The 26,976-nt window shown below is 69.6% G+C and carries 29 protein-coding genes; 13 read left to right on the top strand and 16 right to left on the bottom strand.

What is annotated here, in order from left to right; genetic code table 11:
* Nucleotides 1-226 precede the first annotated feature (226 nt).
* A complete protein-coding gene (locus TSH20_RS24530; protein ID WP_247871590.1) occupies nucleotides 227-778 on the top strand; it encodes a hypothetical protein in 552 nt (183 codons plus the stop codon).
* A 3-nt stretch (nucleotides 779-781) separates the two neighbouring features.
* Here the strand turns inward: TSH20_RS24530 and TSH20_RS24535 are convergent, their stop codons facing one another.
* The 9 genes from TSH20_RS24535 to TSH20_RS24580 form a co-directional block, all read right to left on the bottom strand.
* Nucleotides 782-1,300, bottom strand: a complete 519-nt coding sequence (locus TSH20_RS24535; protein ID WP_109157219.1) for a flagellar protein FlgN — start codon at nucleotides 1,298-1,300, stop codon at nucleotides 782-784.
* Entirely contained in the window at nucleotides 1,297-1,614 is a 318-nt protein-coding gene (locus TSH20_RS24540; protein ID WP_109157218.1) for a rod-binding protein, read from the bottom strand. Before TSH20_RS24540 ends, TSH20_RS24535 begins: the two co-directional genes overlap by 4 nt.
* Nucleotides 1,615-1,642: 28 nt before the next feature.
* Complete coding sequence (locus TSH20_RS24545; protein ID WP_109157217.1) at nucleotides 1,643-2,827, bottom strand: flagellar basal body P-ring protein FlgI; 1,185 nt, start codon at nucleotides 2,825-2,827, stop codon at nucleotides 1,643-1,645.
* Nucleotides 2,828-2,838: 11 nt separating this feature from the next.
* Nucleotides 2,839-3,942 (bottom strand): flagellin, encoded by a 1,104-nt coding sequence (locus TSH20_RS24550; protein ID WP_109157216.1) that lies wholly within the window; start codon nucleotides 3,940-3,942, stop codon nucleotides 2,839-2,841.
* A 4-nt stretch (nucleotides 3,943-3,946) separates the two neighbouring features.
* On the bottom strand, nucleotides 3,947-5,344 hold the full coding sequence (flgK, locus tag TSH20_RS24555; protein WP_109157215.1) for a flagellar hook-associated protein FlgK: 1,398 nt from the start codon (nucleotides 5,342-5,344) through the stop codon (nucleotides 3,947-3,949).
* Between the two features lie 25 nt (nucleotides 5,345-5,369).
* On the bottom strand, nucleotides 5,370-6,614 hold the full coding sequence (locus tag TSH20_RS24560) for a flagellar hook protein FlgE (RefSeq protein WP_109157214.1): 1,245 nt from the start codon (nucleotides 6,612-6,614) through the stop codon (nucleotides 5,370-5,372).
* Nucleotides 6,615-6,980: 366 nt separating this feature from the next.
* Nucleotides 6,981-7,991: a flagellar motor protein MotB gene (locus TSH20_RS24570; RefSeq protein WP_109157212.1), complete on the bottom strand. Its 1,011-nt coding sequence runs from the start codon at nucleotides 7,989-7,991 to the stop codon at nucleotides 6,981-6,983.
* Nucleotides 7,992-7,997: 6 nt separating this feature from the next.
* The gene (gene motA, locus TSH20_RS24575) at nucleotides 7,998-8,885 is read right to left on the bottom strand and encodes a flagellar motor stator protein MotA (RefSeq protein ID WP_109157211.1); all 888 of its coding nucleotides are present in this window, start codon (nucleotides 8,883-8,885) and stop codon (nucleotides 7,998-8,000) included.
* A gap of 103 nt (nucleotides 8,886-8,988) precedes the next feature.
* Nucleotides 8,989-11,475, bottom strand: a complete 2,487-nt coding sequence (locus TSH20_RS24580; RefSeq protein WP_109157210.1) for a hypothetical protein — start codon at nucleotides 11,473-11,475, stop codon at nucleotides 8,989-8,991.
* A gap of 144 nt (nucleotides 11,476-11,619) precedes the next feature.
* On the opposite strand from TSH20_RS24580, the gene flgF reads away from it, so the two are divergent.
* The 5 genes from flgF to TSH20_RS24605 are packed head-to-tail and all read left to right on the top strand — an operon-like array spanning nucleotide 11,620 to nucleotide 15,129.
* Nucleotides 11,620-12,351: a flagellar basal-body rod protein FlgF gene (flgF, locus tag TSH20_RS24585; RefSeq protein WP_109157209.1), complete on the top strand. Its 732-nt coding sequence runs from the start codon at nucleotides 11,620-11,622 to the stop codon at nucleotides 12,349-12,351.
* A gap of 23 nt (nucleotides 12,352-12,374) precedes the next feature.
* Nucleotides 12,375-13,160, top strand: a complete 786-nt coding sequence (gene flgG / locus TSH20_RS24590; protein WP_098735494.1) for a flagellar basal-body rod protein FlgG — start codon at nucleotides 12,375-12,377, stop codon at nucleotides 13,158-13,160.
* 41 nt (nucleotides 13,161-13,201) lie between these two features.
* Entirely contained in the window at nucleotides 13,202-13,867 is a 666-nt protein-coding gene (flgA, locus tag TSH20_RS24595) for a flagellar basal body P-ring formation chaperone FlgA (protein ID WP_247871589.1), read from the top strand.
* 26 nt (nucleotides 13,868-13,893) lie between these two features.
* Nucleotides 13,894-14,625, top strand: a complete 732-nt coding sequence (gene flgH, locus TSH20_RS24600; protein ID WP_109157207.1) for a flagellar basal body L-ring protein FlgH — start codon at nucleotides 13,894-13,896, stop codon at nucleotides 14,623-14,625.
* Between the two features lie 45 nt (nucleotides 14,626-14,670).
* Entirely contained in the window at nucleotides 14,671-15,129 is a 459-nt protein-coding gene (locus TSH20_RS24605; protein ID WP_109157206.1) for a hypothetical protein, read from the top strand.
* Nucleotides 15,130-15,304: 175 nt separating this feature from the next.
* Here TSH20_RS24605 and TSH20_RS24620 read toward each other — a convergent pair whose 3' ends face one another.
* The 6 genes from TSH20_RS24620 to TSH20_RS24645 all read right to left on the bottom strand — a co-directional run bounded on the left by TSH20_RS24620 (nucleotide 15,305) and on the right by TSH20_RS24645 (nucleotide 20,565).
* Nucleotides 15,305-15,988: a flagellar hook assembly protein FlgD gene (locus TSH20_RS24620; protein WP_109157205.1), complete on the bottom strand. Its 684-nt coding sequence runs from the start codon at nucleotides 15,986-15,988 to the stop codon at nucleotides 15,305-15,307.
* A 20-nt stretch (nucleotides 15,989-16,008) separates the two neighbouring features.
* A complete protein-coding gene (locus TSH20_RS24625) occupies nucleotides 16,009-17,409 on the bottom strand; it encodes a flagellar hook-length control protein FliK (RefSeq protein ID WP_109157204.1) in 1,401 nt (466 codons plus the stop codon).
* Nucleotides 17,410-17,414: 5 nt separating this feature from the next.
* The gene (locus TSH20_RS24630) at nucleotides 17,415-18,167 is read right to left on the bottom strand and encodes a flagellar motor switch protein (protein WP_109157203.1); all 753 of its coding nucleotides are present in this window, start codon (nucleotides 18,165-18,167) and stop codon (nucleotides 17,415-17,417) included.
* On the bottom strand, nucleotides 18,164-18,802 hold the full coding sequence (locus tag TSH20_RS24635) for a DUF6468 domain-containing protein (protein ID WP_109157202.1): 639 nt from the start codon (nucleotides 18,800-18,802) through the stop codon (nucleotides 18,164-18,166). The genes TSH20_RS24630 and TSH20_RS24635 overlap by 4 nt, the downstream gene beginning before the upstream one ends.
* Nucleotides 18,783-19,928, bottom strand: a complete 1,146-nt coding sequence (gene fliM / locus TSH20_RS24640) for a flagellar motor switch protein FliM (protein WP_109157221.1) — start codon at nucleotides 19,926-19,928, stop codon at nucleotides 18,783-18,785. The genes TSH20_RS24635 and fliM overlap by 20 nt, the downstream gene beginning before the upstream one ends.
* Nucleotides 19,929-20,010: 82 nt before the next feature.
* Complete coding sequence (locus TSH20_RS24645; protein ID WP_247871682.1) at nucleotides 20,011-20,565, bottom strand: flagellar basal body-associated FliL family protein; 555 nt, start codon at nucleotides 20,563-20,565, stop codon at nucleotides 20,011-20,013.
* A 188-nt stretch (nucleotides 20,566-20,753) separates the two neighbouring features.
* On the opposite strand from TSH20_RS24645, the gene fliF reads away from it, so the two are divergent.
* The 7 genes from fliF (at nucleotide 20,754) to TSH20_RS24685 (ending at nucleotide 26,489) form a co-directional block, all read left to right on the top strand.
* Nucleotides 20,754-22,472, top strand: a complete 1,719-nt coding sequence (gene fliF, locus TSH20_RS24650; protein ID WP_282183585.1) for a flagellar basal-body MS-ring/collar protein FliF — start codon at nucleotides 20,754-20,756, stop codon at nucleotides 22,470-22,472.
* Nucleotides 22,472-23,146: a flagellar assembly protein FliH gene (locus TSH20_RS24655; RefSeq protein WP_109157574.1), complete on the top strand. Its 675-nt coding sequence runs from the start codon at nucleotides 22,472-22,474 to the stop codon at nucleotides 23,144-23,146. Before fliF ends, TSH20_RS24655 begins: the two co-directional genes overlap by 1 nt.
* Nucleotides 23,147-23,167: 21 nt before the next feature.
* Nucleotides 23,168-23,506, top strand: coding sequence for a flagellar motor switch protein FliN (fliN, locus tag TSH20_RS24660; protein ID WP_109152922.1), 339 nt, complete (start codon nucleotides 23,168-23,170; stop codon nucleotides 23,504-23,506).
* A gap of 143 nt (nucleotides 23,507-23,649) precedes the next feature.
* Nucleotides 23,650-24,429 (top strand): flagellar type III secretion system pore protein FliP, encoded by a 780-nt coding sequence (gene fliP, locus TSH20_RS24670; RefSeq protein ID WP_109157573.1) that lies wholly within the window; start codon nucleotides 23,650-23,652, stop codon nucleotides 24,427-24,429.
* Between the two features lie 2 nt (nucleotides 24,430-24,431).
* Entirely contained in the window at nucleotides 24,432-24,710 is a 279-nt protein-coding gene (locus TSH20_RS24675) for a hypothetical protein (protein ID WP_109157572.1), read from the top strand.
* Nucleotides 24,711-24,719: 9 nt separating this feature from the next.
* Nucleotides 24,720-25,748 carry a flagellar motor switch protein FliG gene (locus TSH20_RS24680; RefSeq protein ID WP_109157571.1) on the top strand — a complete coding sequence of 343 codons (1,029 nt, stop codon included), beginning with the start codon at nucleotides 24,720-24,722 and terminating at the stop codon, nucleotides 25,746-25,748.
* A 30-nt stretch (nucleotides 25,749-25,778) separates the two neighbouring features.
* Nucleotides 25,779-26,489 carry a hypothetical protein gene (locus TSH20_RS24685; RefSeq protein ID WP_109157570.1) on the top strand — a complete coding sequence of 237 codons (711 nt, stop codon included), beginning with the start codon at nucleotides 25,779-25,781 and terminating at the stop codon, nucleotides 26,487-26,489.
* A 41-nt stretch (nucleotides 26,490-26,530) separates the two neighbouring features.
* Here the strand turns inward: TSH20_RS24685 and TSH20_RS24690 are convergent, their stop codons facing one another.
* The gene (locus TSH20_RS24690) at nucleotides 26,531-26,974 is read right to left on the bottom strand and encodes a hypothetical protein (RefSeq protein WP_109157569.1); all 444 of its coding nucleotides are present in this window, start codon (nucleotides 26,972-26,974) and stop codon (nucleotides 26,531-26,533) included.
* Between the last annotated feature and the right edge of the window lie 2 nt (nucleotides 26,975-26,976).

Consider the following 26,976-nt stretch of genomic DNA (forward strand, 5'->3'; position numbering starts at 1 on the left):
GTACTGCGTCTTAAGACGTGGGAGAGTAGGTCGCCGCCAGGTCACTCAGGCTCAAGAGACGCTCAATCACAAAGCATAAGCTTGCATCGTCACACCACATCGAAACGCCCCGGTTCATCAGAGCCGGGGCGTTTCGGCGTTTGGTGCGCGCAATTTTGCATCGCTTCACCGGCTATTAATTTGTTTTTGGTGAATTCGGTGGATTGGACCGCCGGACGGCGGTGGCGTGGGGACGGCAATGGGCGATCCGGACGATCTTTTCGACATCTACCGCAAGGACCACGCCGCGGCGGTTCTGTCCGGACCCGCGCTTGCGACCGCCCTGTCCGACACCGTGCGGCGCAGCCTTGGGCTGATCGAGGAGCTGTGCGCCGACGTGACGCGCGCCCTTGCCCAGGCCCGCTACACGACCCGGCTGGCGCAGCCGGTGACGGACCGCTCCAGCTATGTGCGGATGGACCGGCAGTCGGAGAGTTTCCGCGATTATCTGAGAAGCTGGAGCCAGCAGCGGGCCGAGAAGGGCAGCGGCGGCATGCATTGGGAAGCGCAGATCCTGGTCACCGATCACCGACGGACGACGAAGGAGATCGGCATCGGCATCGCCTTCGAATGGCCCGGCACGGAAGGGGAGGGGAACCTCGCCTTCGTCGAGTTCTGGCCGACCGGCGCCGGCGTATCCCTGCCGTCCGATGCCCGCGGATTCCAGCGGGCGCTCGTCGCTTGCATCATCAAGCTGGAGCAGGCCGGCGAATTGGCCAGCGTCAAGGACCGCGGCTGATCCCTACAGAGTCGCGTTCAGTCCGGAGGCCGAGAGTTCCACCGGCCGCCGCGCCTGTCCGTCGCGGGCATAGGTGCCGTCGCTCGATGCCTTTTCCAGCGCGGTCAGCAAATTGCGGTTGATGGTCAACACCGCCTTGCGCAGAGCGACGAGGCCGGAGGCGTTGACGGTCACCGCCCGCTCCAGCCGGTCGATCCGCTCCAAGGTCATCGTGCGCAGATCATCCGGCAGGCGGATGCCCTCATCCCGCGCCCGCAGCACCGCACCTTCCAGTTGCTCCGCCATCGCCGCCTTGCGGTGGGCGAAGGCTTCCAGCCGGTCGAGCATGCCGGCGGCGATGCAGGCGGACTCCTCCTCCAGCACGGACGAAAGCGCTTCCACGGCGTCGAGGAAGTCGCGCACCAGCAGGGCGGTGGCGCCGTCATAGCCGGGATCGGGCGCGGCCGGCCCCTCGGCCGGTGCCTGCTCGGGCCGGCGCTCAGGGGCGAATTCGTGGATCAGGTCCTTGAGGGTGACGCTCATGACCGCTGCTGCTCCGCTTGCGCCGCATAGAGGCGGGCGATTTCGTCATGCGTCATCTTGCCGATGCCCAACGTGCCCGACTCGGCGATGGCCTTGCCATATTCCTGCAGCATCATGCTGCGCCACGGCTTTTCCGCCGGACCGCCGCCGCCGAACAGCGGGCTTTCGCGCATGCCCGCGAACATACTTTCCATCAGTTGCCCGACCAGCATCGCCTCGAATTCCTTCGCCACCTTGTCGGCGGCTGCGGGGTTGGGGACGGCCGGCGTCGAGGGCGTGGCCGTGCTGCGGAGGGTCGTTGCGGCGATGTCCATCGTCGTCTCCCAATCTTGGTCTTCGGGGTCAGATGATTTCCAGATCGGCGTGCAGGGCGCCGGCGGCCTTGATGGCCTGGAGGATCGCCACCATGTCGCGCGGCCCCACCCCCAGCGCGTTCAGCCCGTTGACCAGCTGCTGCAGGCTGACATTGCCGCCGACGGTCACGAACTGGCGGCCGTTGCCTTCCTGAACCTGCACGTCGGTGCGCGGCACCACGACGGTGGAGCCGTTGCTGAAGGGCTGCGGCTGCGACACCTGCGGCGTCTCGACGACGCGGACGGTCAGGTTGCCCTGGGTGATGGCGACGCGGCTGACCCGCACATCGTCGCCGATGACGATGGTGCCGCTGCGCTCGTCCACCACCACGCGGGCGATGGCGTCGGGGCGGACCGGCAGCTGTTCGATCTCGCCGATCAGGCGGGAGACGTTGCCGACATAGGATCCGGTGATCCGCACATCCACCGTGGTCAGATCGACCACCCGCGCATTCCCGGCGCCGAGCCGGCCATTCACCGCGTCGGCGATGCGGATCGCCGTGGTGAAGTCCGGATTGCGCAGGGCCATCCGCACCTGTCCGACATCGTTCAGCGCGAATTTCAGCTCGCGCTCCACCGTGGCGCCGTTGGCGATGCGGGCGGTGGTCGGCACGCCTTTGGTCACCGTCGCCGCCGCGCCGCCGGCGGTGAAGCCGCTGACCGACAGCGGCCCCTGCGCCACCGCATAAGCCTCGCCATCCGCACCCAGCAGCGGCGTCACCACCAGCGTGCCGCCCAGCAGGCTGGTGGCGTCGCCCAGCGCCGACACCGTCACGTCGACCGTGGTGCCCTGGCGCGGGAAGGGCGGCAGGCTGGCGGTCACCATCACCGCCGCGGCGTTGCGTGTGCGCAGGGTCTCGCCGCGGGTGTTGATGCCCAGCCGCTCCATCATCCCCTTCAGGCTCTGTTCGGTGAAGGGTGTGTTGATGAGGCGGTCGCCGGTGCCGTTCAGCCCGACCACTAGGCCATAGCCGACCAGCTGGTTGCGGCGGACTCCGTCGAAGGTGACCAGATCCTTCACCCGCGTCTGCGCCGCCGCCGGGACGGGTGCCACCGACAGCATGCCGAGCACCAGCAGCAGCCCGCCGACCAGCGCCACGGCACGGCTGAAAACAGCACGGCGGAAAGCGGGCCGGAGCCGGCGCGGAACGGGGAGCTGGATGCCGGGGCTCATGGTGATGCGGCCTAGAGGTAGTTGGTCAGGTGCAGCTTGGCGATGCGCGCGGTGGCGCTGGAGGTGGCGTCGATCTGCGCCTCCAGCTGGGTGATCCGCGTGCTGGCCTCGTAGGGGTCGACGCCTTCCAGATTGTCGATCTGCAGGCTGAGGATCGCCTTCTGCGTCTTGTGCTGCTCGGCCAGCGTGGCGACCTGGGCGCGCTGGATGCCGAGCTGCGCCGTCGCCTCCCGCAGCTTGCCGAGGCCGCCGGACAGCTTGTCCACCGCCGTCTTGATGTAGTCGGGATAGGCGTCGACATCCATTCTGGAGGTGTCGACCGCCGCCAGCATGTAGATGCCTTCCAGCATCTCCCGCATCATCGGGTCGTTGGCCTGCACGCCATAGGGAATGCTGGTCGACTCCGCCGGCCGGCCGCTGACGCGCGGCGACGCCGCGCCGCCCGGCTGCTGCGCCGTGGTGCCGGTGTAGAGGCCGCCCTCGAAGGTGTCGGTCAGCGGGGCAGGGGCCGGCGTCGCCGGGTCGCGCACGGCGAACAGGTCGTCGAGCCGGGCGATGACCGCCGCGGTCTCCGCCGCCGTCTTCGGCATCTCGGTACCGCCGGTGGCGGACTGGATGGCATCCTGAATGATCTCCATCGGCGAGCGCAGGCCCGACTTGTCGCCGTCGACATTGCGCATCGGCGGCTGGTCCAGCGCCGTGCCGGCGAACAGATAGCTGTTGCCGGACGCGGCGTTCAGCAGCCCGACCACCTGATCCAGCACGCCGCGCGCGCGGATCTGCAACGACGTTCCGGTCGGCGACTGCTGCCCCAGCCCGGTGGAGGCGGCGGCCAGCAGGTCGGTGCCAGACGCGATGATGCTGGTCATCGCGCTGTCCATCGTCTTCATCCGGCCGTCGAGCAGGTCGGTGGTCTTCACATACTCGTCGGTGCGATCGAACAGATTGCGCAGCGCGATGTCGCGGCCGGTGCTGGCGCCGATGGTCGCCGCGACGTCGGCATGGAGGCCGGTCGACACCTCCTCGTTCGCGCGGGTCAGCTCCATCTGCTGCCGGGTCATGGTGCTTTGCAGCTTCCGGCTCATCCCCAGCGTGGACAGGGCGTTGTACAGCATCGGCTTACCCCTTGATCTGCAACAGGATGTCGATCATGCGGCCGGCGACCTGCACCACCTGGGCACTGGCGCCATAGCTCTGCTCGATCAGCAGCAGCTTCTGCATCTCATCGTCGATGTTGACGCCGTCGCGGTTGATGCGAGCGGTCTCCAGCGTGTCGGCGCTGATCTTGCGCGCGTTCATCTCCGACTCCGCGCCGGTGCGGTAGCCCTGCTGGGCCGACACCATCGCGGTGGCGTAGCTGCCGAGCGTCGCCGAGGCCGGCATGTCGGTGGCGGCGAAGCTGCGGGTATCGGTGAAAACCGTCAGGAACTTGTCGATCTGCGTCTGGTCGCCGGGCTGGAGCGGACCCGCCGCCTGCACGCCGCTCTGCATCCGCCAGCTTTCCGTCCGCACCACGTCGTTGACCGCGATACGCGAGGCCAGACCGGCGGTGGCGCCATAGGCCGCGCCGGCATCGGTGAACAGGCCGGGCTGGGTCGGGTCGGCCTCCGCCCCCTGGAAGGCCTGGACGATGCCGGCGGCCAGTTCGTCCAGCTGCGCCATCGCGCGCGGCATGTCCTGCTTGATGGTCTGGACATAGCCCATGATGCGGCCGCTCTGGATCTCGCTGTCCGGCTTGGCCGACAGGGCGACGCCGTTCGCCATCACCTCGTCCCCCAGCAGCGTCAGCGGCTGCTCGCCGGGCGCCAGCGGGTGGTCGAGCAGGGTCTGGCCGTTGCGGGTCATCACCACCGTCTGGCCGTCCTCGCGGCTATAGGTGCGGATGCCGATCTCCTGCGAGACCTGATCGAGCAGGCGGTCGCGCTCGTCGCGCAGGTCGCCGGCATCGCCGCCGCGCGTCTCCAGCGTCGCGATCCTGCCGTTCAGGTCGCTGATGCGTTGAAGCGAGGTGTTGACCGCATCGACGGAGGTCTGGAGGCGGTCGCGGGCATCGTCCTGCACGGTCTGCGCCGCCTCGGCGGCCCGGTTCAGCCCGCCGGCCAGCGCCGTCGCCTGCGACACCACGGCGTTGCGGGCCGCATCGTCGTTGGGCATGTCGTGCAGGCGGGAAAAGGCCTGCTGCAGCTTCGACAGCTGGGTCGAGACCGATTTCTCGTCCTGCGGCTGCCCCAGCACCAGCGCATAGTCGGCCAGCGCCGAGGCACGCGCCTCCTGCCCGCTGTAGCGGCTGGTCTCGAACCGCGCGTCGCGGATCAGCAGTTCGTCCACCTTGCGGGCGACGGCGTCCACCCGCACCCCGGCGCCGCGGCCGGCGGTGGTGACCGCCGACAGGTCGAGATCGCGGCGCACATAGCCGGCGGTGGTGGCGTTGGCGAGGTTGTGGGACACCATCGCCGCCTGCTGCTGCGTCGTGCGCAGGCCGGACAGGGCGGACGTGAGGGCGAGTTGGACGCTCATGGCCGGGGCTCCGTCTGTGCTGGGCTCAACGCTTCAGGCGGGTGGTCTCTTCGACCAGCTCGTCGGTGGTGCGCACCAGGGTGGCGTTCGACGAATAGGCGCGCTGCGTCTCGATCAGCGAGACCAGCTCGGTCGCGATGTCGACGTTCGACTGCTCCAGCGCGCTGCCGACGACGGTGCCGGCGCTGCCCTGCTTGCCGGCGCCCAGCGTGAGGGTCCCGGTCTCCGCGCCCAGCGTGTAGGTGTTGCCGTCCTGGGCGACCAGACCGTCGGGGTTGGTGACGGTGGCGATCGGGATCTGGTACAGCGCCTGCCGGGCGCCGTTGTCGTACATCACCCACAGCTTGCCGCCGTCGTCGATGTCGACCGAGGTGACCTGTCCGACCTTGGCGCCGTCGCCGGTGACGGTCGGCACGTAATCGCCGTTCAGCTGCGTGAGGTTGCCGAGCGACATGGTGAAGCTGTCGGCCGCCGGCGTGGCCGGCGAGGTGACGGTGATGCCCGGCATCGGGTCGAGCGGCAGGCCGGCGCCGTCCACCGGCTTCCCCGCATAGGGGCCGGTCGCGGCGAAGGTCAGCGTCACCGGCGCGCCGCCGACGGTGTAGCCGGCCGGGCCGGTGGCGGTCAGCGTCCACTGGTTGGGGGCGGCGGCCTTGGTCCAGGTCAGCGACAGGTCCAGCGGGTTGCCCAGCCCGTCATAGTAGGTCGGGCTGCTGGTGAAGCTGTCGCCGGCGGCGGCCTGGGCCGGCAGGTTGCCGGAGAAATCCATCGTCGTCGTTTTGCTGCCGCCATAGACGAGGTTGCCGATGTTGACCGACTGCAGATCGTCGAAGCGGGACTTGCTGACGTTCGGCATGGTGCCGTCGGGGTTCAGCTTCCAGGCTTCCAGATACTGGCCGGCGGTGTTGCGCAGGAAGCCCGCTTCGTCGGGCAGGAAGCTGCCGGCGCGGGTCAGCGAATATTCCGGCGTGCCCGATGCCTTGTTGCCGACGACGAAGAAGCCGTTGCCGCTGATCGCCATGTCGGTGGCGGAGCCGGTGCCCATGATCGTGCCGTCCTGCTGCACCTGATAATGGGTGGCGGACTGCACGCCGCTGGCGGTGTAGGTGCTGCGGCTGCCGGGCGCGGTGACCAGGGTCGAGAAATCCACGGTGGCCCGCTTGTAGCCGACCGTCTGGGAATTGCTGATGTTGTCCGAAATGGCGGCAAGGCGCGAGCTTTGCGCGGACATACCGCTGACACCGGACCGCATGGCGCTGTACAGGCTCATCCTTGGAATCCTCTGGTCAACCGTCGAACGGATGGGGGTTGTGCGTCCCGGGATTCTCCGCGGATGACTGGCGGAGTTAACGATAGCGAAGACGTTTTAAAGGGGCTTTAAAGGAAAAGGGGAGGGGTTTTGTTAAAATGTATATGGGTTTTATTTGGTTGGATATCGGCTTCGATTGCCCCCACCCCAACCCTCCCCCGCTCTCAGCGGACCTATGGTCCGCCTGCCGCGTCAGCACAAAGCGGAGCTTTGTGCGAGAGCTGGGCGGGGGAGGGGGCAAGTGCTTATGCGGGAGGGTGGCGGTAGTCCCTCCCCCGCCCAGCGGGGGAGGTTAGGTGGGGGTCTAACGTTGCCACCAGAGATTTCCTACCGCCGCAGCAACGTGATGCTGATCCGCCGGTTGCTGGGATCGAGCGGATCGCTCGCCCCGAAATGATCCAGGTCCGCGCGCCCCTCCACCCGGACGATGCGCCCGCCCGGAATCCCGCTGGCGATCAGCTCGCGCCGTGCCGCGTTGGCGCGGTCGCTCGACAGTTCCCAGTTGCCGTACTTGGCATCCGGCGCATAGCCCAGCGCATCGGTGTGCCCGGTGATGCCGATCGGGTTCGGCACCGATACCAGCGCCGACGCCACCATCCGCATCAGCCGCCGTCCCGGCTCGTTCATCTGCGCCGAACCGACCTTGAACATCGAGAAGCGGGCCTGATCGGTCAGCTGCACGCGCAAGCCCTCCGGCACCTGCTGGATCACCAGACTGCCCTGCAGGCCGTTCAGGTCCGGCGAGGCGGCGATGCGCTGGCGGAGATCCCGTTCCAGCGTCTCCAGCGCCACCCGCTCCGTCAGTTCGGAGGACTGGCGGTCGAGCAGCGCTTCCAGCTCCGCGCGGGTGGCGCTGACGCTGGGCGCCGGCTGTTGGGCGGCAGGCGTCGCGGGCGCGCTCTCCGTCGCATTGCGCAGCAGGTCCACCGGCGGAACAGTGCCGCCGGGCGGATGCGGCATCGGATCCTTGCGGCCGGCCGGCTGGCGGTCGCTGTCGCCGACCGAGGCCACGACGGGCGGGGAGGCTACCGGGCTCGCCTGATCGCCGGCGGCGTTCGGAGTGGTCAGCGATCCGCTCTTGTCGACCGAACGGCCGGCCAGCATGCCGTCGGTGCCGGAGTTGCTCTGCGACACCGCCACCGGGTTGAAGTAGTCGGCGATGCCCTTGCGCTGTTCGGTGGTGGTGATGTTCATCAGCCACATCACCAGGAAGAAGGTCATCATCGCCGTCACGAAGTCGGCATAGGCCAGCTTCCAGGTGCCGTTGTGCTCTTCCTCGTCATGGCTGCCGAGGTGGCGCTTGACGATGATCGGGGGAAGGGCGGTCTTGCGCGGCATGGCCGGTCACGCCGCCTGACGGCCGTCGCGGGCCTTGGCCTGCGACGACAGCGTGGTGGCGACCTCCACCTCCGCCAGACTGGGCTGGATGTCGGTGTACAGCACCTTGCGGGCATATTCGGCGCAGACCTGCGGCGGGCTGCCGCGCAGGTAGGCGCACAGCGCCGCCTTGATGCAGAAATACATGTTCAGCTCCGACTCGCGGCGCTGGCGGGCGGCGCTGGCGATCGGACCGACCATGCCGTAGGACAGCAGCACGCCGAGGAAGGTGCCGGTCAGCGCCCCGCCGATCATATGGCCCAGCACCTCCGGAGCCTCGCTGATGGCGCCCATGGCGTTGATGACGCCCAGCACCGCGGCGACGATGCCCAGCGCCGGCAGCGCGTCGGCCAGGTTCTGCAAGGCCTTCGGCACCTGGTTCAGCTCACGGCCCAGCGTGTCCAGCTCTTCCGCCATCAGCGATTCCAGGTCGTGCGGGTTGTCCTGCCCCAGCGCGATCAGGCGCAGGTAATCGCACAGGAAGGTGATGCAGCGGTCATAGCGCAGGACGTTGGGAAACTGGGTGAACAGCGGGCTTTCGGCCGGCTTGTCGATATCGGCCTCGATCTGCGACATGCCCTTGGACTTGGCGACGCGCAGCAGGCCATAAACGAGCGCGATCATGTCCAGATAGTCGTTCTTCGGGGTGGTCCGCCCACGGGCGATGGCGCCGACGGCGCGCAGCGTGTCGCGCAGGACCGACGGGCTGTTGGCGATGGCGAAGCCGCCGATGCCGGCGCCGATGATGATGACGATCTCCACCGGCTGCCACAGCACGGCCATCCGCCCGCCCATCGCATAGAACCCGCCGAGCACGCTGGCAAACACCGCGATCAACCCGAACATCAAGCGCATGTCTTCTTCTCCGGATGTGCAAAAGCCATCGCGATTGGGGGCAACAGTCCGCCGACGCTACAGCCCGCCGTTTAAAGCGGCTTTACGGATCGGTGCCCAAAGGTCAGTGGGGTCCCCGCCACCCCCGCGCCAGCCGGTCGAGCGCGCTGGCCGCGGCAAGATCGCGCTCCACCGACTCCGCGCGCAGCGGCCCGTCGGCCGGCGGCGGCGCGAACGCGTCCAGCAGCCCGGCCCAGCGGGTGCCGGCCAGCCGCGCGCGTTCCGCGTCACCGAAACCGCGCGTCGCGTCGGCGTCGCCGGCCAGATAGGCCGACAGCCCCTGCAGAGCCAGATCGTCCGCCGTCGGCTCCGCTCCCGTGGCCTTCAGTTCGGCGGTCAGTTCGGCGAAGGCGGTCCGCGCCGCCCGCCATTCCCCGGCGGCGAACAGCCCCTGCGCCCGCAGCCGCGCCGCCTCCGCCCCGCCCAACCCCCGCAGCGCGTCGAGCGCCCGCACCGTATCGCCGTCGCCGAGCAGCGCGTCGGCCCGCAGCAGCGCCCGGCGTTCGGCCAGTTCCGGCTCGAGTCCGGCACCGCCGGTGCGGGCCAGCACGTCCAGCGCCTCCCCCTCGCGCCCGCCGTCGATCAGGGCGCGGGCCAGCGTGGCGCCAAGCTCCGCCCGGCGCGGACCGGTCGCCCGTTCGGTCAACGCATGCAGGATGCGGGTCGCCTCCACCCCATAGCCGTCGCGCAGCAGCAGGCCGGCGAGGCGCCGCCGCAGCCCGCCGTCGGCAGTGTCGGCCAGCGTCACCAGCCGCCCGTGCCGCGCCTGGAGCGCCAGCGCATAGAGCCCGCCCGGCGGCGATTGCTCCAGCCGGTCGAGCACGGCAGCCAGCAGGCTGCGCCCGGCCGTCAGCGCGTCGCGCCCGCGCGCGGTGGCGCCGAAGCGCCGTCCCAGCAGGCCGAAGATGTCGAGCGCCGCGTCGGTCCGCCCGCTGCGCGCATAGGCGCCGCCGAGTGCCGCCAGCGCATCCGTCTCGACGTCGTCGCCGCGCCAGGCGAAGCGCAGGGCCTCCAGCGCCTTGATCGCGCCGTCCTCGTCCAGCCTGCCCAGGCCACGGCGCAGTTCGATGGCACGTATCTCCGCCCGGCGGGCGAAGGGGCCACGGCGCAAGGCCGCCGCGGCGTCATAGCGCTCCAGCGCCGCATCGGGCGTCGCCTTCAGCTCCGCCAGCCGGCCGCGGAAATAGTCGAGCCGGCCATCGGTCATGCCCGCGGAATCGACGGTGATCATCTCCAGCACGATCAGGTTCAGCGCCGCGCTGTCCCCTGCCTCGTCCGCCGCGGCGGCGAGCGTGGTCAGCAGCCGGCTGCGCAGGTCGGCCGGATAGTCCAGCAGCCGGCGCAGCGCGATCGGCAGCCCCTCCTTCGCCGCCGCCCAGCGGGTCGGCGCCAGAGCCGCGCTGCGCCAGACATTGTGGTCGGGCATGGCGCCGGCCGGCAGCTGGACGAACAGATTGTCGTCGGGCGCGTCCTCGCGGTCGAGCGCGCGGAAGGCGTCGCCCAGGATGCGCAGGGCATAGCGCTGGTCCGGCGCCGGCGACAGGCTGCCCGCCGTTTCCAGTGCCGCGCGCCCTTCCTCGTCCATGGCGCGGGCGAGCAGGAAGCGGACCAGCGCGATCTGCGCCTCGACCCGCGCACGGCCCCGCGCCGTTTCGATGGCGGCCTGCAGCACCTCGCGCTTGCGGTTGAAATCCTCCCCGGCCCAGCCGGCGAGATCCATCGCCCCGATCGGCGGCGGGGCGGGCGGCTTGGGCGGTTCGGCGGCCTGCGTCGCGGGTTTCGGCGTGCGGTCCGGCATGCGCTCAAGCTGCCGCAAGGTCTGCTGGATGCTGTCGCGCACCTCGCCTTCCAGGCTGGCCACGACGGGGAGGGGAGGAGATACGCCCTCTCCCGCCCCGGGAGAGGGAGGGGACCCACGCAGTGGGGAGGGTGAGGGGGCGGGCAAGAATCCGGAAGCACATGGTTCCTTGCACTCCCCCTCACCCTTCCCAAGCTGCGCTTGGGCCCCTTCCCTCTCCCGGGGCGGGAGAGGGAGAGTGACGGCCGCCGCGTTGGCCGTGCCGATGGGATTCAGCGCCTCTGCGACTTCGGCCAGGGTAACGGATTGAGTTGGGGGTGGACTTTGCGGTTCTGGATCGATGGCGATGACGGCATCCCCCACCCCCGGCTTCACACCCGGAACCGGCGGTCCGCCGACATCGACGATCAAATTCCGGCGCTCCATGACGCTCGCCACCCGCGCCCCGCAGGGCACCGTCGCGGTCAGGCTGCGCCCGCCGTCCGCCGTCACGAAGTCCGACAGCCGGCGCGAGAAGCTGTCGCGCAAACTCGCCAGCGGCCAGCGCAGCGGATCGGGCACGCTGATGCGCAACACGCAGCCATCGACCACCGCCACCGGCTCCATCCCCTTCGGCACCGACAGCACCAGCCGCGAATAGTCGCCATGGTCGCCCAGCTGCGCGCGGACGGTCGCGGCCTGCGCCGTCCCCGACAGCAGGGCGAGGACCAGCGTCGAACCAAGCGTCAGTGCGTTCTCCGGGCGCCGTTTCATCACAGTCGTCTCGCATTTTATCGAAATGATCGCCAAACCTGCTCCAAGTCCGGCAAGGCATCGGCCGGAACGGCTCAGGTTGAAACCCGGCTTTAAACTGCCTCGTCCAGATTAAGGCGGAGTTCAAAACCGGAGTGTTCGGCGATGGAGAACCAGCTTTACATCGGACTGTCGCGCCAGATGGCGCTGCGGCGGCAGCTGGACGTCGTGGCGAACAACGTCGCCAACATGAATACGGTCGGTTTCCGTGGCGAACGCACCCTGTTCGAAGCGGCGATGGAGGCCGGCGGGCGCAAGCCGACCGACCGCATCGCCTTCACCATCGACCGCTCCACCTACATCGACCTGCGCGCCGGCGCCTTCACCGAGACCGGCAACCCCTATGACGTGGCGCTGGACGGCGACGGCTTCCTGTCGGTGCAGACGCCGAACGGCGTCCGCTACAGCCGCGACGGCCGGCTGCGCCGCGACGCCGACGGCACGCTGGTCGGCCCCAACGGCTACCCGGTGCTGGACGACGGCCGCCGGCCCATCGCCATCCCGTCGGACAGCAGCACGATCACCATCGGCTCCGACGGGCTGCTGTCGGCCGACGGCAACGTGATCGCCCGCATCGCCGTCTCGCGCTTCGACAACCCGCAGGCGCTGAAGCAGACCGGCGACCTGCTGTTCGAACCGGCCGACGGCATGGAGGCGCGCCCCGCACCCGACACCCGTCTGGTGGAGGGCAAGGTCGAACGCTCCAACGTGCAGGGCATCGTCGAGATCGGCCGGATGATGGACCTGACCCGCGATTATCAGGCGGTGACCAAGATGGTGGACGACGGGCAGGACCTGCTGCGCTCCGCCATCAACCGCCTCGGCAAATCCTCTTAAAGTTCCAAAGGGAGAGTCAGTCCATGCGCGTGCTCAGCATCGCGTCCACCGGCATGATGGCCCAGCAGATGAACGTCGAGGTCATCTCCAACAACATCGCCAACATCAACACCACGGCCTTCAAGCGCTCGCGCGCCGAATTTCAGGACCTGATGTATCAGGCGGAGCGCCGGCAGGGCAGCCAGTCGACCGATTCGGGCACCATCGTGCCGACCGGCGTCGAGGTGGGGCTGGGCGTGCGGCCGACCTCGGTCAACCGCATCAACACCACCGGCAACCTGACCTCCACCGGCAACGAACTGGATCTGGCGATCGAGGGGCGCGGCTATTTCAACGTGACCCAGCCCGGCGGCGAGACCGTCTACACCCGCGCCGGCAGCTTCAAGCTGTCGCCGGAAGGCACCATCGTCACCGCCGACGGATTCACCGTCGCCCCCGGCATCACCGTGCCGCAGGGCACGCGCGAGGTGGTCATCAACCGCTCCGGCGAAGTGCTGGCCTATGTCGACGGCAAGGCCCAGCCGGTCAACCAGGGCCAGCTGGCGATGACGGTGTTCGTCAACGACAGCGGGCTGGAGGCGTTGGGCGACAATCTGTTCCGCGCCACCCCGGCGTCGGGCGAACCGCAGGAGGGGCTGGCAGGCCAGGCCGGTTTCGGCACCATCCGCCAAAAGTATCTGGAATCCTCCAACGTCAACGTCGTGCAGGAAATCACCGAGCTGATCTCCGCCCAGCGCGCCTACGAGATGAACGCCAAGGTGATCGAGGCCGGCGACCAGATGGCCTCCACCATGACCAACATGCGGTGACGATTGTGCCGCGAATCCTCCGCCAATCACTGACGGGCCTCTTGCTCGGGACCATGCTGGCGCTTCCCCTCCCGGCAGCCGCCGGACCGGTCGAGACGCGGCTGGCGGAGGAGCTGCTGGCCTCCCTCGGTCCCTCGGTTCCGCCGGACGCGCAGGTGGCGCTGACGCTGGGCCGCCCCTTCGACGGGCCGGTGGACGCCGTGCGCGACATCGGCCTCGACCCCCGCACCGGCATCTTCCAGGCCCGCATCCTCAGCGGCGGCCATGTCGTCGAGTTGAGCGGCCGGGCCGACGTCGAGGTGACGATGCCGGTGCCGGTCCGCCGCATCCGGCCGGGCGAGATCATCGAAGCGTCCGACCTGACCACCATCCGCCTGTCGCTCGACCGTGCCGGGGCCGGCTTCATCGCCTCGGCCGATTCGCTGATCGGCCAGTCGCCGCGCCGCCAGCTCTCCACCGGGCGGCTGGTCCAAGTGGGATCGGTCGGCGCCCCCATCGTTGTTCAGCGCAACCGGCCGGTGACGCTTGTTTACGAGGATGGCGCGCTGCTGCTGGCCGCCCGCGGGCGTGCGTTGCAGGAGGGCGGCGTCGGCGACACCGTCCGCGTCATGAACATCGCCAGCAGCACCGTCGTCACCGGCACCGTCACCGGGGCCGAGACCGTTTCGGTGAGCGGCCCGCGCGTCCCGCAAGCAGCAAAGCCCTGAGATATCCGATGAAGGGAGCTTCCCAGATGCGCACCGCGCTCGTCCCCATCCTGCTGCTTTCGCTTGCGACGGGCGGCTGCGCGCGGCTGGCCGACATCGGCAGCGCTCCCGCCCTGTCGGAGATCTCCAACCCGGCGCTGCAGCCGGAAGCCCGCGTGATCTCGCTGCCGATGCCGCGACCCTCGACGGCCGAGCAGATCCCGAGTTCGCTGTGGCGCACCGGATCACGCGACTTCTTCCGCGATCCCCGCGCCAAGGCGGTCGGCGACCTGCTGACCGTCGTCATCGACATCTCCGACCAGGCGCAGCTGCGCAACAGCACCCAGCGCGGGCGCACCAACAACGAGAAGGCCGGCATGCCCAACTTCTTCGGGCTGGAAAGCCGCCTTCCCGCCATCCTGCCCGATGCCGTCGATCCGTCCAGTCTGGTCGATCTCGACAGCTCCAGCACGTCGAGCGGCAACGGCACCATCCAGCGCAACGAACGCATCGCCATGCGCGTCGCCGCCGTGGTGACCCAGGTGCTGCCGAACGGCAACTTCGTCATCGCCGGCCGGCAGGAGGTGCGGGTGAACTACGAACTGCGCGAGATGCGCATCGCCGGCGTCATCCGTCCCGAGGACATCAGCAACGCCAACACCATCGAATACGACAAGATCGCCGAGGCGCGCATCACCTACGGCGGCCGCGGCCAGATCACCGATGTGCAGCAGCCGCGCTACGGCCAGCAGGTGCTGGACGTGATTCTTCCCTTCTGATGATCTGGCCCTTCTGATGATCCGGCCTGTTCGGGAACCCGCGCCATGAAAGCCGTCCTGCTGTTCGCCGTGGCTGCGATGCTCGCCTTCGCCGGCGGCTACGGCTTCGGCCGCATCAAGGCCCCTCAAGACTCCGCCCCCGCCGCTCCCGCCGAACCGGTCGCCGGCGGCCCCTATTACGTCGAGGCCGGCCAGCTGGTCGTGCCGATGCTGGAGCGCGGGCGGACCATCGCCTTCATCCTGACCCAGGTCACGCTGGAGGCGTCCAGCGCCGACGATGCGCTTCTGGTTCGCCGCCGCCTGCCGCATGCCCGCAGCGCCATGCTGGAATCCCTGTTCGACCTCGCCGGCCACGGCCGCTTCAACGGCCTGGCGGTCGACCCGCAAGGCGTCGCCACCGCGCTCCTGGCCGGCGCCAACGGCTCCTTCAGTCGCGAAAACGTCCAACCGATCCGCGCAGTCCTGATCGACCGCCTGCTGCGCCAGGACAACACGCGCTTGTGATCTTCCTGAACACCTCCCTCTCCCGCCCCGGGAGAGGGAAGGGGCCCATGCGGAGCATGGGAAGGGTGAGGGGTAAAGCAAGGATAAGGGGTTCATGTCTGGATCACCCCTCACCCTCCCCACGCCTTCGGCGCGGGTCCCCTCCCTCTCCCGGGGCGGGAGAGGGCGCTTCACCTCACGACGCCGACAGCACCGCGCTGGAATCCACCGTGGCGCCATTCTTCAGCACAAATTTGCTGGCGCCGTCGACGCTGCGCACCTCGGCCACCGTGTCGGTGACGACGGTGGCGGTGTTCAGCGCCTTGCCGTCCTTGTCCTTCGCCGTCACCCGCAGCGTATAGACGCCGTCCGGCGCGGTGCCGCCGCTCGCCGTTTTGCCGGTCCAGTCGAAGACCTGCCGGCCCGTCTTCAGCGAACCGGGGCTGCTGTAGACGACGCTGCCGGCGCTGGTCAGCACCTCCAGCTTCACGCTGGCCGGCGTGCCCTCGACCGTGTAGGCGGCCTGCGCCTTGCCGTCGGTCAGCGACAGCTGGTCCGACGCCACCTCCACCTTGCGGCCGAGCAGGGCCATGTCCATGCGCATGCCGCTGCTCTTCAGTGTGTCCAGCACCTTGCCCAACGTGTCGTTGGAGCGCATCGACTGCTCCACCGTCGACAGCTGTGCCAGCTGGGTCATGAACTGGGTGGCGTCCATCGGCGCCAGCGGGTCCTGGTTGCGCAGCTGGGCGGTCAGCAGCTTCAGGAAGGATTCGTAATCGACCGTGGGCTTCTTGGTCTCTTCGGTGGAGGCCGCCGCATTCGTCTTCGCGGCGGTCATCAGGCCGGTGCTGGGCGTGGTGGTACCGGACGTAGTTGTCATGGCGGAAAGGTCTTTCCTGTTCAGACGGTGACGTCGACCAGCCCGTCGATCGGGCGCAGCGACCGGTCGCTAACGAATTCGGTGGCGGGTTCGGGAACGGCCTCGGCCTGCATCCGCCAGCCGCCGGAGCTGTCGCCCCGGTCGGGAGCGGCGAAGCCGCGCGACTGCCCGTCGCCCTGAAGCGAGAACTGCAGGTTGGAACTGTCGAGCGACAGCCCGGCATCGCCGAGCGCGCGTTCCAGCTGCGTCAGATCGCGCCGCAGCAGGGCCAGCGTGTCGGCCTGTTCGGCCTGGACGGTCAGCGAGACCTTGCCGTCGCTGACGTCGGCGACGACGCGGATGCGGCCAAGCTCCGCCGGGGCGAGGTCGATGTGGAACTCGCCGCCGCCGCTCTCCGCCACACGGACCAGCGGAGCGGCCAGCTGCGCCATCGCCGGGCTGTGCGCGGTGGCGGCCCGGCCGGAGGCCGCGGCGGCGGCATAGTGGGTGGCCGCCTGGGCCGGCAGAGGCGGCACCGCCTCGAACCCGGTGGCCGCGGCATCGCCGCTGCCCGCGCTCGGCGGAGCGGAGAAGGGCGGGGCGGGATCCCGGCCGGCAAGGGCGGGAGCGGCATCGGGGGCCGGCTGTCCTGGCTGTGCGGATTGGGGGGCGGCGGGTGCGCTGGCGGCCTGTTCGGCCTTCCCGGCGGCGGCGCCCTGACGGCCGGCGCCATGCGCGCCGCGGATGGCGGTGCGGGGATCGCTGCTTTCATCGCGCCGGCTCTCGCGCCCGTCCGGGGAGGGGGGCGCTTCGGCAGACGTATTCGGCGCTGCAGCGGCCATGGCCGGCAAACCGGCCTGCACGGTCTGGAGCGGCGCCGGCGCCTCGGCGGTCCGATCGGCACCGCCCTGTGCCGCGGCATCGGCGGCTGCGGGTGCCGCCGTTTCGGCCTGTCCGGCCGACCCATCGGGTACGGACGGGGTGGGCACCGGCTGCGGCGCGGTTGCCGGTGCGGTCGCGGCGGTCTGCCCGGCAGGGTGCTTGGCCTCGCCGGTCGGCCCTGCCGCCTGCGGAGCGGCGGATCCCGGCGTCGTCGCCTTGCCGACCGTTGCCGTGGGCACAGTGGTTGCCGGGGCTGCCGGGGCTGCCGGAGCGGCGGCCATCATCCAGGGCATCAGCGGGGCGTCGGTGCCGCTCGCCTGCACCACCGCCTGGGTGATCGCACCCTGCGCGGCGACGGGGTCGTCCGCTCTCGGCTCCTTGCGTTTGCGCAGCCGGTCGGGGCGGGCCGCATCGTCGGGTTCCTCCTCCGCGGTCTCGTCCACCAGACTGGCGAAGTCCTCGTCGCGCGCGTCGTCGCCGGACGAGCCGCCACGCTGGGCCGAAGCGGAGGTTGCGGCCGGCCGGGGCGGAGCCGAGACGGCATCGGGCATGCTGGTCATGGCGCTCAATTCGTCAGGGTGGGGCGCGGAATGCCGGCGGTGACGGGAACCGCGGCCCCCACCACCGCCGGAGCGGCCTTGCGGTCGCCGGGCAGGGCGCGGCGCTGCAGGATCAGCCGCGTCACCTCGCGCGCCTTGGCGTCGGCCATCTCGGCCAGGATCGGGGCGGCGCGCCGCTCGGTGATGCGGTCCAGCACGTCCACCACGATGTCCGTTTCCATGTCGGTCAGGATGCGGGCGGCGTCGCGCGGCTTCATCGCCTCATAGATCGACACCATCCGCTTCAAATCCTCCTGCTGGAGGGTGGAGCGCTGGGTCATCAGCGCCTCGACCTCGCGCTTCACGCCGTTCAGCCGCTGGATCTGCGTGCCGACCCGCGCCTCCGTCGCGGCGAGCACCGCTTCGGCCTCGCGCAGGCGGTTCTGGCGGCCGGCGCTGTCGGCCTTCTGCTCGTCGATGGCGGCGCGCAGCAGCGGATCGGCGCAGTTCGGCGGCGCCAGCGCCACCGGCGGCGGCAGCTCGGCGACCGGCGTCGAAACCGGCAGCGGAGCGGGCGCCGGAGCAGCCTCCGCCGCCTTCGGATCCGTTGCCTTCAGGTCGGCCGCCTTCAGATCGGTTGCCCAGGGCCGTTCATGGGCGCCGAACTCACGGTCGAACTGCTGGGCGATCACCGGGAAACCGTCGACCAGCGCGCCGAGCTTCAGCGGCAGCACCATCAGCACGGCGACCAGGGTGATGGGCAGGATGCGCGGGATCATGCCGACACCTCGGACCCGACGGTGCGCAGCCGCGCGTAGAAGGCGCTGGCCGCCGCCTTCGCCGGACCGGCGGGAGCGGCGGAAGCGGCGGCTTCGGCAGGCTGGCCGGCGACGGCGCGCAGAGCGGTTTCGAGCGCCCGGAATTCGCCATGATCCACCTCGGCCGCTTTCAATGCGGACACCAGGGGGGAGCTTGCCGGCGCCTCTGCGGTCACCTCGGCCGGCTTCGCCACGCCCTCCACGGCCTCGACACCCTCCGCCCGCGCCCGGTTGCGGGTGGCGCGCATGGCGCCCTCGTCCAGGCGGCGCAGCAGGGCGCGGGCATGCTGGACCGACTCCTCCATGCGCGCGGTGGTGCGCTCGCAGGAGCCCAGGATCAGCGCCATGTCCTCCTTCATGCCCTTGGCGCGGTCGAGATCGTCGGACAGCCGGGCGGCGATCTCGGTCGCCGACGTCACCATGCGCTTCATCGAGGCGTCGGTGTCGTCGATCGACTTGGAGAAGGTCGACACCAGGGCGTTGATCTCGGACTGGCCGGTGCGCAGCAGCTTCAGCCGCTTGTTGACGATGACCAGATAGGCGGTCGCCGTGACCAGCATCACCGCCAGGGCCGCGTCAATGAGAAAGGAGACCATCGATCAGCTCCTGCTTGGTGTCGAGATCGGTGTCGATCTTCACCGCGATGTTGTCGTTGCGCTGTCCCATGTGTCCGGCGAACAGCGGGATGGTCTTGCTGAAGACCAGGACGGTGGAATCGGGATTGATGCGCAGCTTCAGCGATTGGCCCTTCTGCCAGGCCAGTACCTCGCCCAGCGGCACCTTGGTCTCCGCCAGCACGGCGACCAGCTCCAGCTTGGAGCGCATCAGTTCGTTCTTCAGGTGGCTTTCCCACACCGTGTCATGGCCGAACTTCTCGCCCATGAACATCTGCACCAGCTTGCCGCGGATCGGCTCCAGCGTGGCATAGGGGATGACGATGTCGATGTGGCCGGTGCGGCGCTCCACCTCCACGGCGATGCGCACGCGGATGATGGCGTTGGTGGCCCGTGTGATGGTGGCAAACTGCGGGTTCACCTCCAGCCGGTCGAAGACGAAATCCACCTGCGCCAGCGGATCGAAGGACTGCCCCAGATCCTGCAGCACCACCTTCATCATCCGCTCGGTCATCTTGCGTTCGATGGAGGTGTAGGCGCGCCCGTCGATCCGCCCCGGCCGCGACCGCCGCCCGCCCAGCAGCACATCCATCATGCAATAAATCAGCGCGCTGTCGATGGTCACCAGCATCTGGTTGTCCCACGGCTCGGCGCGGGCGACGCCGATCAGGGCCGGCAGTTCGATGGCGTCCTGGAAATCGGTGTAGCGCAGCCATTCGATCTTCGACAGCGACGCCTCGACGTTGGTAGAGGCGAACTGGCGCAGCGAGGTGTTCAGCATCCGCACCATGCGGTCGAACACCACGTCCAGCATCGGCAGCCGGTCCTTGTTGACCGTGGTCGAACTGACCAGCCGCTGGATGGCGCTCATCTCCGGTCCGCCGCCTTCCGGCGCGCCGAAATTCAGCAGCCGGTCGATCTCCTCCTGGCTCAGCGTCTTGGTCTCGCCGCTCAGCGCCTGCTGCATCGCCTCGGCCATCGCCTCGGCCTCTGCGGCCTCTGCTGCGGCGGGCGGAGCGGGCGCAGTGGTCTGCTGTGCCGCGGCCAGTTCCCACGCGGCGTCGGACCAGTCCGCATCCTCGTCGGCGACGAGTGTGGACGTGGGCATGGACGGGGCGGCCATGGACGGGGTGGCCATCAATGGGGCGGGCGGGGCGGGGGTGTCGGTCATCCGGTGCCTCTGGAGGTCGCTATTGCGTGAGCAGGCTGCGCAGCAGAACGTCGGTGACGACGTCGCGCCGGCCGGCGGGGTCGGACAGGATCAGGTTGAAGCGGCGCCTGATCTCGCTGCGCAGGCGGTGCAGCCCGGCCGACCCTTCCAGGTCGTCCTGGTCCAGATTGCGCAGGAATTCCTGCAGACTGTCGGTCAACTGCGGCATCGCCTGTTCCAGCGTCTGGCGGTCGTGGTGGGCGACGGTCAGCGACAGGCCGATCTTCAGGAAGCGGGACGGCGTGTCGCGGCGCAGGTTGACGACCAGTTCCGGCATGTCGACCACCACGTCGGCCGGCGCGGTCTCCGCCGACGGCACCCAAAGCCGCTCCACGGCTTCAGTGCCCGCCGCCAGCCAATAGCCGCCGATCCCGGCCGCCGCCACCGCGCCCAGCGCCACCAATCCTGCCAGCAGCCGGGCGACCGGCAGGGCGATCACCAGGATCCGCCCCGACCCGCGCAGCCTGTTCAGGACTTCGTCCCGCGCCGCTCCCGTCGCTGCCCCCGTTTTCGCCATGCCAAGTCGTGTAATCATCGCTCCATCCCGCCGGACATTGCCGAAAATTTTAGTAAATCAAGAAACGGGTAAAGTTTTAGAAGTTTTGTCTTCAGCACCGCTCCCGTTTTTTACTCCGCTTAAAAGTCGCGCCGTTAGCGTGACGGGGTGTGCAGGGCGAAGACTAGGCCCGCCGATTTTCAGAAACTTTAAAGGTGCGGGGAACCGTGGACAGTCTGATCGACACCTTGCGGTCGTTGGGGCGCGGTCGGCTGCTCGTCCTGGCGGGCACCGGTCTCGGCATCGTCCTGGCCGTCGCCGGCATGGCGCTGCTGCTGTCGCAGCCGCACATGACCGCGCTCTACAGCGGCCTGGAACCGGCGGAGGCCGGCCGCATCGCCAAGGCGGTGCAGGAGATGGGCGTGCCGGTGAATGCCGGCTTCGACGGCACGACGATCAGCGTTCCGCAGGCCGACGTCTCCCGCGTCCGCATGGCGCTGGCGGAAAAGGGCCTGCCGTCCCACGGCGGCGTCGGCTACGAGCTGTTCGACACCGACAAGCCGCTCGGCATCACCAGCTTCATGCAGCGCATCAACCGCCTGCGCGCCATGGAGGGCGAACTCGGCCGCACCATCGAAACGCTGTCCGGCGTCGAGGCCGCCCGCGTCCACATCGTCCTGCCGGAACGCGAGGAGTTCTCGCGCAACGCCCCCAAGCCGACCGCGTCGGTGGTGGTGCGCATGCGCGGCCGGGGATCGATGGACCGCAAGCAGGCCCTGTCGATCCGCCACCTCGTCTCCGCCGCCGTGCCCAACCTGAAGCCCAGCGCGGTGACGGTGATGGATTCCTCCGGCGAGCTTCTGCTGACCGAGGATGACGGGCCGGGGCTGGCCTCGGCCCGCACCGACGGGCTGCGCGTCGCGGCGGAAACCCGCGTCGCCCGCGCGGTGGAGCAGATGCTGACCGCCCGGCTCGGCGCCGGCAATGTCCGTGTCCAGGTCGCCGCCGAGGTGGAGACCAAGCGCGAGGTGGTGCGCAGCCAGACCTTCGACCCCAACAGCCAGGTCGTCCGCTCCACCCAGACCGTGCAGGAGCAGGACCGCAGCCAGGACACCAACGGCGAACCGCCGGTCACCGCCGAACAGAACCTGCCGCAGCGCGACGTCCGCGCCCAGGCGCAGGGGCCGCAATCCTCCAACGACAGCAAGCGGCAGGAGGAGACGGTCAACTACGAGATCTCCAACGTCAGCCGCGAAACGGTGATCGAGCCGGGCGACGTCCGCCGCCTCAGCGTCGCCGTGCTGGTCAACGGCACCTGGAAGACCGCCGCCGACGGCACCCGCCAGTACGAGCCGCGCTCGGCGGAGGAGCTTCAGCGCCTGACCGAGCTGGTCCGCTCCGCCATGGGCTTCAGCGAGGCGCGCGGCGACCGGGTGACGGTGGACAATCTGGAATTCGTCGACCTCGCCCCCGACCTCGCCCCCCGTCCGCTGGGCGACGAGATCGCCGAGACGCTGACCCGCAACGTCATGACGCTGATCCAGTGGGTGATCCTGCTGGTGCTCTCCGCCCTGGTGATCCTGGTCGGCCTGCGTCCGCTGATCCGCCGCGTCTTCCCGGCGCCGGAACCGGTGGTGGCGGAAGCCCCGGCGCTGTCCGCCCCGGCCGGCGGCGCCATGCCGCAATTGACCGGCCCGGCCATGGCGGGCGCCGCCGCCGCCGGTGCGGCGCTGCCCGACGGCGCGGAAGCCGACCCCGCCCTTGCCGCCGCCCCGATGGCGCCGCAACTGGGCATCGAAGAGACGATGGACCAGCTGATCGAGCTGCGCACCGTCGAGGGCCGCGTCCGCGCCTCCTCCATCCGCCGGCTGGGCGAGCTGGTCGACCAGTATCCGGACGAGGCCATCGATATCCTGCGGTCCTGGCTCTATGAGGAGGTGGCGTGATGGCCGCCTACCCGCGCTACCGCTTCGACCACAGCTTCGGCGTCCCCGTCGCGGTCGCGGAGCCGGAAGCGGTGGAGATCGCCGACCCGCTCGACCTGCCGACTTTGTCAGAACGCGAGCACCGGGCGGCGCTGGAGCAAACCCGCGAAGCCGCCTTGGCCGAGGGCCTGGCCCAGGGCCGCCGCGAGGGTGAACTCACCGCCGCCCGCCGCATCGAGGCGGAGCTGTCCGCCACCCTCGACCAACTGGCGCAGCGGATGGGGGCGCTCGACGCCGACCATGCCGCCCTGATGGAGCGGCTGGAGGCCCAGGGCGCCGTCGTGCTGCTGGCGCTGGTCCGCCGCATGGCGCCGCGCCTGCTCGATCAGGTCGCCCGTGCCGAGGTGGAGCGTCTCGCCGCCGACGCCCTGCGCGCCGCCGGACAAGCTCCCGTGCTGACCCTGCGCCTGCACCCCTCGCTCTGCCTCCCGCTGGAAGAGCGGCTGGCCGGGCAGGGCGTCTTCCATGGCCGTCTCGTCATCCAGGGCGACCCGGCGCTGGCGGTGGGCGCCGTGGAGGCGAACTGGGGCGCCGGCTCCCTCCGCCGCGATCCCGCCGCCATCGAGGCCGCCGTCGCCGACCTCACCGACCGCGCCGCCGCTGCCCTGACACCGGCGCTGTCCACCGACCTTTAACGATCCGAAGCGAGAACCCTCATGCCTCCCTTGAACCTCGACATGCTCGACGACGATCCCAAGCAGGCTGAGAAGGCCCCGGACAGGATTGGCGACAAGCCTTACGACGGCCCGATGAACGCGATCTACAACGTGCCGGTGGACGTTCAGGTCGTCCTTGGCCGCACCAGCATGCTGGTGGCGCAACTGCTGAAGCTCGGCCGCGGCGCCGTGCTGGAGCTGGAGCGCAAGGTGGACGAACCGGTCGAGGTCCTGGTCAACCACCGTCTGGTCGCGAGAGGCGAGGTGGTGATCGTCGAGGACCAGCGGCTGGGCGTGACCCTGACCGAGATCGTGCGCACGGAGCTGGAGATCGATTGAGCAGAATCCCCTCTCCCCCCCGGGGAGAGGGTTAGGGTGAGGGGGACGCGCGGCGGCCCTTTCCCGAGAATCCTACTTATGCATCCCCCTCACCCCGACCCTCTCCCCGGGGGGGAGAGGGGGAACCCCCCGAAAGCCCCCGCATGCGCCTCCGCACCCTTGCCCTTCTCCTCGCCGCGACTCTCGCCGCCGGCCCCGCCGCGGCGGCCCCGCTCGACCTCGGCGCCTTGGGATCGCTGACGGATGGCGCCAGCCTGTCGGGGCGGATCGTCCAGGGCATCGTGCTGCTGACGGTGCTCAGCGTCGCGCCCGGCCTGCTCATCATGGTCACCTGCTTCACCCGCATCATCGTCGTGCTGTCGCTGCTGCGCTCCGCGCTCGGCCTGCAGCAGTCGCCGCCGAACATGGTGCTGGTCAGCCTCGCCATGTTCCTGACCTTCCACATCATGGGGCCGGTGATCGACAGCGCCTGGCAGGACGGCCTGCGCCCGCTGCTGAACGAGCAGGTCACCCAGGAACAGGGCTTGGAGCGCATGATCGAGCCCTTCCGCGGCTTCATGGCCTCCCACGTCCGCGAACGCGACCTCGCCGCCTTCGCCGCCTTCACAGCAAAGCCGAAGCCTGCGACCGAAACCACCGCCCCGGAGAAGGACGAGCGCCCGGTGACGGCGGAAAGCGTCGACCTGCGGCTGCTGATGCCGGCCTTCCTGCTGTCGGAGCTGCGTCGTGCCTTCGAGATCGGCTTCCTGCTGTTCCTGCCCTTCCTGGTGATCGACATGGTGGTGGCGGCGATCCTGATGGCGATGGGCATGATGATGCTGCCGCCGGTGATGATCGCGCTGCCCTTCAAGATCATCTTCTTCGTGCTGACCGACGGCTGGTTCCTGATCGCCGGCAGCCTGATCCGCTCCTACGGAGTGTGAGGATGGACGACCCGCGCGTCACCCCAGAGCCTCCCGCCAGTCTCGCCGACAGCCTTCTCGCCCTGGCCCGCCGCCGCGGCGTCGCGGTGCCGGAGGACGGCTCGGTCGCCGGGCTGCTGTCCGCCCTCGACCCAAACCCGCTGATCCCGCACCCGCTGCTGCTGGTGGCCGGTGCGGTGATGGCGGTCGCCTTCCGCCACGACCGTGCTCTGGCCCTGCCGCCGGCCGACGCGTCCGGTACCGCCCCGCCCTCCGCCCCCTCCGCCGATTATTCCTTCTGAGGTGACGCCATGGGATCGCCGATCAAGATCCGTGAGAACTACAAGAGCCTGACCGGCATCGAGAAAAGCGCCGTCATCTTCCTGGCGCTGGGCGAGGAGCGCGGTTCGCGGCTGATGGAACGGCTGGACGAGGATGAAATCCGCCTCGTCAGCCGGGCGATGGCGACTCTCGGCAACGTCACCTCCAATCTGGTGGAGACGCTGATGCGCATCTTCACCGAACGCTTCGCCAATGCCGGGTCGGTCGTCGGTTCCTACGACAGCACGGAGCGGATGCTGAACCGCTTCCTGCCGGCCGACCGTGTGACGGAGATCATGGGCGAGATCCGCGGTCCCGCCGGCCGCACCATGTGGGAGAAGATGTCCAACGTGAACGAGGGAGTGCTCGCCAGCTATCTTGCCGGCGAATATCCCCAGACCGCGGCGGTCATCCTGTCCAAGATGCGCGCCGACCATGCCGCCAAGGTGCTGGTCCTGCTGCCCCCCGCCATCCGCACCGAGGTGATCGAGCGCATGATCCAGATCGAATCGGTGCAGCGCGAGGTGCTGCTGGACATCGAATCGATCCTGCACAACGAGTTCATGGCGAACTACGCCCGCACCCACGGCAACGATTCGCTGGAGCGGATGGCCGACATCTTCAACCGCATCGACCGCGAGACGCTGACCGAGATCTTCGACGATCTGGAAACGGTGATGCCGGAGCCGACCCAGCGCATCAAGCAGCTGATGTTCACCTTCGAGGATCTGATGCGGCTGGACCGCGTGTCGTTGCAGGCGGTGATCCGCCGCTGCGACACCGGCCAGCTCGCCATCGCGCTGAAGGGGGCGCCGGCACCCCAGCGCGACCATTTCCTGTCGGTGCTGTCGGAGCGCGCCCGCCTGATCCTGCTGGACGAGATCGAGAACATGGGCCCCTTGCGCATGCGCGACGTCAACGACGCCCAGGCGGAGATCGTCCGCGTCGCCAAGGCGATGGCCGACGACGGCACCATCATCATCCCGCAATCGGACGACGCCGACACCGTCGTCTATTGAGCGGAGCGGCAGGCAATGGGAATCAACTGAATGGCTGGGCGCGACCTCGTCCCCCGGCATGTGCCGCCGCCGGAGCTGCTGGCCGCGCAGTTCGCCGCGACGCCGCCACCCGCCCCGCGTGTCACGGATGACGGCGACGAGGCCGGACCGCTCGTGCGCCGCCTGCTCGACCTGCTCGATTCGCTGTCGCCGGCCGATGCGGCGCTGGCGCGGGGATGCCTGCCGCGCTGCGATTCGACCTTCGGTGCCGCGCTCGCCCTGTTCCTGGCGGCGACGGCGGACGGCTGCCGCGGCTGGCTGGGACCGGAGGCGGCGGCCCGGCTGGAGGATCTCGACGGCGGGCTGCTGCTCGACGACGGCGACCGGGCGCTGGCCTCGCGCTTCCAGCCGGTGGACGGACGGCTGTGGCGGCTGTCGCGCGTGCCGCTTCTGGACAGCGACGACAGCCTGCTGTGCGCCGTCGGCATCGAAGACGGCCTGTCCGACCGCATCACCCTGGTGCTGCAGGCCCGGCCGCAGCGGTTGGGTCCGGTGCAACTGATGGCGACGCTCGCCGGCCGCCGGCTGGACGTGACCCTGCGTCTGGCGGCGGGATTGCCGTCCTCCGCCCTGGCCGACCTTCACGAGACCTTCCGCGCCGCCCTGACCGACTGCCGGCTGGACGGCGCGCTGACCGTCGGCCCGCTGGCCGACGCCTGGCTGGGGCTGGACCGCCCTCTGTCGTCCGATCTGGCGCTGTGAAAAGGCTCCCTCTCCCGCCCCGGGAGAGGGCGATTTACCCCTCAAATCTCCCCGACCGGCCTGATCTGGGTCGGCCCGCCCGGAGCGGGTAGCGGCGGCGGCAGCGTCCGCAGCGAGTCACGCGCGGCCTCGCGCATCGCGGCATATCCGTCCTCGGGGAAGCGGTGGATCAGCGTCCGGTAGGACGCGCGCGCCACCTCCGTGCAGTTCAGGATCCGGAATTGGTCGCCCTGGCGCAGCAGGGCCACGGCCTCGTCGGTCTTCGGATGGCCGGCGATCGACGACGCCACCGCGTACCACCGTCCATAGGCCGACCACATGTCGCGCACCGCATCGCCGTCGCATTGACCGGCGGTGAGCGCTTTTTCAAGGGCTTGGCGGTAATCGCTGTCGGGCGCCTGCGACAATTGCGCACAGCCCGCCAGCACGGACAGGCAAGCAGCGGCGACCGCCGCCGGCAAGACGGGTGCCTTCGTTCCGGACATGG

Origin of the sequence: Azospirillum sp. TSH20 (genome assembly GCF_003115935.1) — a bacterium.
Classification (GTDB): Bacteria; Pseudomonadota; Alphaproteobacteria; order Azospirillales; family Azospirillaceae; genus Azospirillum.

Excerpts from the sequence above, each read along its gene's own strand:
- TSH20_RS24535 (WP_109157219.1), bottom strand. The coding sequence starts at position 1,300 with ATGAGCGTCACCCTCAAGGACCTGATCCACGAATTCGCCCCTGAGCGC.
- TSH20_RS24540 (WP_109157218.1), bottom strand. The coding sequence starts at position 1,614 with ATGGACATCGCCGCAACGACCCTCCGCAGCACGGCCACGCCCTCGACG.
- TSH20_RS24545 (WP_109157217.1), bottom strand. The coding sequence starts at position 2,827 with ATGAGCCCCGGCATCCAGCTCCCCGTTCCGCGCCGGCTCCGGCCCGCT.
- TSH20_RS24550 (WP_109157216.1), bottom strand. The coding sequence starts at position 3,942 with ATGCTGTACAACGCCCTGTCCACGCTGGGGATGAGCCGGAAGCTGCAA.
- flgK (WP_109157215.1), bottom strand. The coding sequence starts at position 5,344 with ATGAGCGTCCAACTCGCCCTCACGTCCGCCCTGTCCGGCCTGCGCACG.
- TSH20_RS24560 (WP_109157214.1), bottom strand. The coding sequence starts at position 6,614 with ATGAGCCTGTACAGCGCCATGCGGTCCGGTGTCAGCGGTATGTCCGCG.
- TSH20_RS24570 (WP_109157212.1), bottom strand. The coding sequence starts at position 7,991 with ATGCCGCGCAAGACCGCCCTTCCCCCGATCATCGTCAAGCGCCACCTC.
- motA (WP_109157211.1), bottom strand. The coding sequence starts at position 8,885 with ATGCGCTTGATGTTCGGGTTGATCGCGGTGTTTGCCAGCGTGCTCGGC.
- TSH20_RS24580 (WP_109157210.1), bottom strand. The coding sequence starts at position 11,475 with ATGAAACGGCGCCCGGAGAACGCACTGACGCTTGGTTCGACGCTGGTC.
- flgF (WP_109157209.1), top strand. The coding sequence starts at position 11,620 with ATGGAGAACCAGCTTTACATCGGACTGTCGCGCCAGATGGCGCTGCGG.
- flgG (WP_098735494.1), top strand. The coding sequence starts at position 12,375 with ATGCGCGTGCTCAGCATCGCGTCCACCGGCATGATGGCCCAGCAGATG.
- flgH (WP_109157207.1), top strand. The coding sequence starts at position 13,894 with ATGCGCACCGCGCTCGTCCCCATCCTGCTGCTTTCGCTTGCGACGGGC.
- TSH20_RS24605 (WP_109157206.1), top strand. The coding sequence starts at position 14,671 with ATGAAAGCCGTCCTGCTGTTCGCCGTGGCTGCGATGCTCGCCTTCGCC.
- TSH20_RS24620 (WP_109157205.1), bottom strand. The coding sequence starts at position 15,988 with ATGACAACTACGTCCGGTACCACCACGCCCAGCACCGGCCTGATGACC.
- TSH20_RS24625 (WP_109157204.1), bottom strand. The coding sequence starts at position 17,409 with ATGACCAGCATGCCCGATGCCGTCTCGGCTCCGCCCCGGCCGGCCGCA.
- TSH20_RS24630 (WP_109157203.1), bottom strand. The coding sequence starts at position 18,167 with ATGATCCCGCGCATCCTGCCCATCACCCTGGTCGCCGTGCTGATGGTG.
- TSH20_RS24635 (WP_109157202.1), bottom strand. The coding sequence starts at position 18,802 with ATGGTCTCCTTTCTCATTGACGCGGCCCTGGCGGTGATGCTGGTCACG.
- fliM (WP_109157221.1), bottom strand. The coding sequence starts at position 19,928 with ATGCCCACGTCCACACTCGTCGCCGACGAGGATGCGGACTGGTCCGAC.
- TSH20_RS24645 (WP_247871682.1), bottom strand. The coding sequence starts at position 20,565 with ATGATTACACGACTTGGCATGGCGAAAACGGGGGCAGCGACGGGAGCG.
- TSH20_RS24655 (WP_109157574.1), top strand. The coding sequence starts at position 22,472 with ATGGCCGCCTACCCGCGCTACCGCTTCGACCACAGCTTCGGCGTCCCC.
- fliN (WP_109152922.1), top strand. The coding sequence starts at position 23,168 with ATGCCTCCCTTGAACCTCGACATGCTCGACGACGATCCCAAGCAGGCT.
- fliP (WP_109157573.1), top strand. The coding sequence starts at position 23,650 with ATGCGCCTCCGCACCCTTGCCCTTCTCCTCGCCGCGACTCTCGCCGCC.
- TSH20_RS24675 (WP_109157572.1), top strand. The coding sequence starts at position 24,432 with ATGGACGACCCGCGCGTCACCCCAGAGCCTCCCGCCAGTCTCGCCGAC.
- TSH20_RS24680 (WP_109157571.1), top strand. The coding sequence starts at position 24,720 with ATGGGATCGCCGATCAAGATCCGTGAGAACTACAAGAGCCTGACCGGC.
- TSH20_RS24685 (WP_109157570.1), top strand. The coding sequence starts at position 25,779 with ATGGCTGGGCGCGACCTCGTCCCCCGGCATGTGCCGCCGCCGGAGCTG.
- TSH20_RS24690 (WP_109157569.1), bottom strand. The coding sequence starts at position 26,974 with ATGTCCGGAACGAAGGCACCCGTCTTGCCGGCGGCGGTCGCCGCTGCT.